The 5,152-nt window shown below is 51.7% G+C and carries 5 protein-coding genes; all 5 read left to right on the forward strand.

The window, feature by feature from the left end; translation table 11 throughout:
* Positions 1-1,011: 1,011 nt before the first annotated feature.
* The 5 genes from RDV48_31460 (at position 1,012) to RDV48_31480 (ending at position 4,404) form a co-directional block, all read left to right on the forward strand.
* Positions 1,012-1,695 carry a hypothetical protein gene (locus tag RDV48_31460; GenBank protein MDQ7827354.1) on the forward strand — a complete coding sequence of 228 codons (684 nt, stop codon included), beginning with the start codon at positions 1,012-1,014 and terminating at the stop codon, positions 1,693-1,695.
* Between the two features lie 236 nt (positions 1,696-1,931).
* A complete protein-coding gene (locus tag RDV48_31465) occupies positions 1,932-2,300 on the forward strand; it encodes a hypothetical protein (GenBank protein ID MDQ7827355.1) in 369 nt (122 codons plus the stop codon).
* The gene (locus RDV48_31470) at positions 2,236-2,919 is read left to right on the forward strand and encodes a GSU2403 family nucleotidyltransferase fold protein (GenBank protein MDQ7827356.1); all 684 of its coding nucleotides are present in this window, start codon (positions 2,236-2,238) and stop codon (positions 2,917-2,919) included. Before RDV48_31465 ends, RDV48_31470 begins: the two co-directional genes overlap by 65 nt.
* Before the next feature lie 207 nt (positions 2,920-3,126).
* Positions 3,127-3,618 carry a recombinase family protein gene (locus tag RDV48_31475; GenBank protein MDQ7827357.1) on the forward strand — a complete coding sequence of 164 codons (492 nt, stop codon included), beginning with the start codon at positions 3,127-3,129 and terminating at the stop codon, positions 3,616-3,618.
* A gap of 363 nt (positions 3,619-3,981) precedes the next feature.
* On the forward strand, positions 3,982-4,404 hold the full coding sequence (locus RDV48_31480; protein MDQ7827358.1) for a hypothetical protein: 423 nt from the start codon (positions 3,982-3,984) through the stop codon (positions 4,402-4,404).
* The last annotated feature ends 748 nt before the right edge of the window (positions 4,405-5,152 follow it).

Genomic DNA, 5,152 nt, shown 5'->3' on the forward strand with positions numbered 1-5,152 from the left:
CTCCGATACACTGCGGCGGGCTTGCATTCGCCGTGCTCCCAGCCACCGCCCAGGAAATCAAAGTGAGGGGGCGGTCGCGCCAGGCGCCCGGTTCAGAGAAAAGGGGGAAAGTGCGTCTGGTGCGGCGCCCCCGGGGGGAGGCACCAGACCAGCGTCTTCAGCCTCAAAGACTATGCACAAAATCCCGGAGAATGCCAGGCGATCAACCCTGCAGGCGCCGCCCGGGTAAGGCTTAGTGTACACGGCTGACGAGCCTGCCCCCGGCAGAGCACCGGGAGCTCAAGAGGAAAGGGGACGGGCGAGGAGGCCGCCCACAGAGACACGTAAAAGCTTTGTTGTCGCCCTGGTGGCAGTGAGAGCAGGCCGGGAGAGAAGCTGCGGCTCAGGGGGCCTGGTCTAGCCCTGGCGATAACCCGAAGACGGTGAGGGTTATCACCAGGGCGGCACTGTCACCAGGGGAGGGAGCGAGGGGAAATGATCCGGGAAAGTGGATCATCAGGGTGAACATGAGGGGCGATTTTGGAGCCTGGCAGGGGGTCTGGAGAGATTTTTACAGGTAAGGGCGATCTTCCCCCCGTACTAAGGGAAAATCGGGCAAATTTTGAAGGGTTATTGAAAATCTCTTGACTATGGGCGCTGGTCGGGGAAATGGAGGGCATGCTCTCCCTTATCGCCTGAGGCAACATCAATGGAACCAGGGATATTGTGCAGCAACTTGCTGCACAATATGACCGTGGATTTCACAACTACCCTCTCCCAGACTTCCGGCACCATCGGTAAAGGTGAGGGGTTAAAACTTTTAACCCCTAAATTAAGGGTGAAAATATTTTCGTAGCAGGGAAATTGTGCAGGGGTCCAGACAGGAGCCCTTAAAAATTTTACCCCCCTCAGGCTGGCAGAAGGATTTTTTCGGCTCTATGGAAGTTATCGGATGCGGGAACACGGCTAGAAGTCATTTCTAGTCAGTGTTCTTATTATTTTTTAACTGCTTTTAAGGGGAGGTACTAAAAAATGAGTGAAAAAAACGGCGCACTTTTAACCCTTAAGGAAGCAAGCCAGATAACGGGAATAGCGGTCCCCGCACTTCGCATGCGTTTAAAGAGCGGTAAAATTTCAGGGTTAAAAACTCAGACAAAACATGGAGAGGCATGGTACATAAAACCCGACACAATAAGGGAATTGAGCAGCATTGAGCCAGAGAGGCTCAACTCTTTCACCCTTAAAAGTTTTAACCCTGAAAAATTTAAGGGTGAATTTAACCCTGAAAGGGGTGAAAACCTCGTATTAAAGGCAAAAGACGAGGTGATAGAGGGGTTAAAAAAGCACCTGGGCACCTATGAAACATTGCTGACCACTTTCCAGGAGAGGATTTTGAATCTTGAGGCGGAGAAAGGCGAGATGGAGAGCAAGATTAAGCTTCTCCCGGCACCTGCGGAAGAGGTGGCGGAAAGGTTTTCCACGATGGAAAAGGAGCTCGAGCGCAAGAATGAGCTGATGACAAAGGCCAAGAAGGTGCTCAACAATGTGCAGATTGCCATCCAGCAGAAGGATGACACTTTGGAGGAGATGAAGACAAAGCTTGAAGAGGAAGCCAAGGCTAAGGAAAATCTCAGCAATGAGCTGGTGAAAGTCCTTGAGGAAATGAAAAGGCCCTTTTGGCAAAAGGCATTGAAAGCACTCGGCATGTGGAGGTAAGGAACAGGCAGGAGCTTATAGCCCAAAAAATGCAAACCCTTACAGGCTGAAATACCGGGGCTTCACGGACACTATGGAACGAAACACCCCGGGAACCTGTAAGGACTTACTTGCACTCCCATTATAACCAAAAGGGCACATAAAGTAAATAATTTCGACATTGATAATATTATTTGACACAATTTAACCAATGATTTATAATTAAATAAATAAACATGGTTAAAAAGGTGCCCGCCATGGACATGATGCTTGATGTGGTGAAGGAAGAGCTTCAAAACTCCATCAGAATAAGGGATGGATACAGGAAGGCAATCTCCGGGCTCCCCCGCGGCAGCCTCTCAAAAAAGAGAATCAACGGAAAAGAATACTACTATCTTTCCTTCTGGGGGCCCTCGGGGGGCGTGGTGACCAGGTATCTTGGAAAGCTGTCAGATGATCAGGTACAGCACTACCGGGAGAAGATCCAAAGAAGAAAAGAATATCAGAAGCTTATGAAGAAGTCGGAAGAACAAGTGAAATTCTACATGAAGGTGCTGGCGTATGGAAGAAAAGATAAGATTCGTGGACAGAATCCTCAAAGCTCTAAGCGAAGAAGGGCTTCTTGAGCATTTCCTCGTGGTGGGGAGCTGGTGTATTTACTTCTACAAGCATATGTTCAAGGACTCGCTGAAGGCCCCTTTGTGGAAAACTACGGATATTGAATTTGACACGAGCTCTCTGAAAAAGGCGCCGAAGACGGTCGATATCAGCAGATTCCTCAGGGACTTCGGCTTTCTTGTGAGATACCACGGTGACGAAGGCTATACCACCTATGAGCACCCCGAGCTCATCATCGAGTTCTTTGTGCCTCAGGTTGGCGATGGAAGAACCAATCCTTACAAAATACCCGGATTCGGGATCAATCCTCAGCCGATGAGATTCCTGTCAATGCTGGAAGATGAGGCTCTTACCATAGATTATAACGGATTACCGATAAGGGTGCCTCGTCCCGCGAACTATTCAATCCATAAGCTGATGATTTCCACTGAGCGCAAGAATCCCACAAAGGCCGAGAAAGACAGGCAGCAGGCGCTTGCGCTGTGGGATATGCTCAGAGACTCCGGAGAAGAAGACGCCCTGAAGGCTGTTTTTTCAAAGCTCTCCTCCCGGCAGCAGAAACTTGCCAGAAAATCCCTTGAGATACTGGGGGAAAGCGGGAGATTACAGGGCTTCACCCTAAGGTAAAGAAAACGAGGATTTTTCTTACTCCAGGGGACTTGGACGGGGCGCCGCGAAATCATGGGATTTTTCTGGTAAGATATCTGGTAAAAGAAATCTGTGTCATGGTAATATGTGTCTAGATGATTTTCTTTACTGGAGGAAAAGCACCTCATGCTCGTCGATATGCACGGTTTCCACTTAGAGCTCACGGAAAGCCTGGAGAAGCGGTAGATAGGGTTCAGGAGCCTCCAGAAATCCATCGACACCACCACCTCGGGAGGGAAGCTGATCTTCCACATTTTCGGCGTCCTGGCGAAATTTGAGCGGAATCTCATCAGAGAAAGAACATCGGCCGGCCTAATAGCGGCAAGGGCGCGGGGGTGCAAAGGGGGAAGGCCCAGGGCGCTTGACGAGGAGAAGAGGAAGCTTGCCCTGAAGCTTTATGAAGAAAAGAAGCTCACGGTGAGAGAGATATGCCGGATAGTGGGAGTTTCGAAGCCCAAGTTCTATGCGAGCCTGAAGCGGCTTTCCAAGGGAGCCATTCTTGTTCCCGTGGAGCATGCCCAGGTCTTCAAGGATCTTTTCAAGAAGCTGAAGGCTCCGGTAATGCATAAGATTTTATTGAGCCTTGAGGCTCATGGAGGGACCATGGTGCATACCTGCTGGGAATGCAGCGGATTAATGGAAGAGAAGAACAAGGCGGAAAATCATTACGGGGCCTGAGGATCAGGGCATTGGAGGGGCACTTTGAAAAGCAATGAAGAATGCAAGGCAGATTCACCGGAGCCACGGAGGCGGGGGCGCCCCCGGAAGGATGCGCTTCAGGCACCGCCTTCACAAAACATTAAGCCGGCAGAGACACCGGGAAAGAAGAAACGGGGGAGACCGTCCCGGAGCAGCCTGCCGGAGATTTCCCTTCCCGGGCAGAAGAAGAGTGAGCCTGTATTCACTCCACCGCGGGAACGCAGAAAAGCCTCCGGCACACAGGCACACCACAGGAAGAAAGTTACCGCCCCTGAAAAGCCCCGGCACCCTTCCTGGTGCGCATGCCCGGCGTGCAGGCCCGAAGGCCCCCGGGGCGGCAAGGTGGACATTCATATCATCGTGGAGCCCGAGCTGAAGGACGCCCTGGCCGCTGCCTGCAAAACCATGGGCGTCGCGATTTCAGCGATGGCCAGAGAGGTGCTTCTGAAGTGGCTTGAAAAGCACGGGAGCGGAAAAGAAACTACTTATGATCAATTGACCATAGACGGCACCGTGGAGGTAATCGAGCAGAGCACCGGGAAGATCAGGGCGCGCAGGAAGCTCCTCACCTGCAGAAAGAACTGCGAGATTGCCGGCCGGGCTTACGGAAAAGGTGAACGGATCGAGGTGACATTCCCGGGATCCTGCGACCTGGCCGCGGGCCAGAAGAAAGGCCCCTGGCAGCCTGGCGGCTATACCTCGCACTGGATAGGGCACAGAGCACTCAAAATCCGCAATCTGGGGATAAAAAGCAGGAAGAGATAAAAGTTCCCGCAGGGAGAGCCGGGGGGCATTATGTGGAGGGGATATTAAATATGAAACGGGAGCACTCCAATTTTCATGCACCAGGAGGGCCCCTTCAAGCGAATGGAAGCTTATCTGTGCGGCGCACAACCTGCTGAAATTATGGCGTTATCTGTGTGAAAAGGCAGAAAAAGGATCGAGTGCTCTGACAAATCCCGGGAGTCTGTCAGTAGTTACGGTCAGGAGCCGGGAAGAGGCGGGACTTCAGGCGACCGCTGGATGATTTTTCATTATTTTGCTACGGAACCGGGCAAGACATAAAAAATCAGTGAGACAGGCTCAGCACAATAAAGGGAAAGAGAATGCGTTACTATTCTCAGAGAGCTCAATTCACCCCGGATATCCGTGATTCTTTTCAAAGGGCAATGGCCTCCCTCTTCGTGAGGGCCTTCCCCTTCACAAATCAGGAAGAAGGTGTCATATGAAAATAGGGAAAGTGACCGGTCTTTGCGCCCTCATCTGCCTTGTTGTTTTCTGCTCAGCGAGCTGTGGAAGCAGTGGAGGCGGAGGCTCAACAGGCGGGTGCCTGCCTCAGACCTCAGACGGAAACAGCACTTCAGAGCCGGCACGCATCGCAGAGGTGACGGTAGATTATTCCCAGGAAGAGGGAGCCCTGAGCCCCCTTCTCTTCGGCACCACTTCCGGCCCCTTTTTTTGCCCCGTCCCACCTATCCATACCACAAGAATCCCAGTCAAAATTACTGGTAAT

The sequence above is a fragment of the Candidatus Eremiobacterota bacterium genome (genome assembly GCA_031082125.1).
Lineage (GTDB): Bacteria > Vulcanimicrobiota > CADAWZ01 > CADAWZ01 > Ess09-12 > Ess09-12.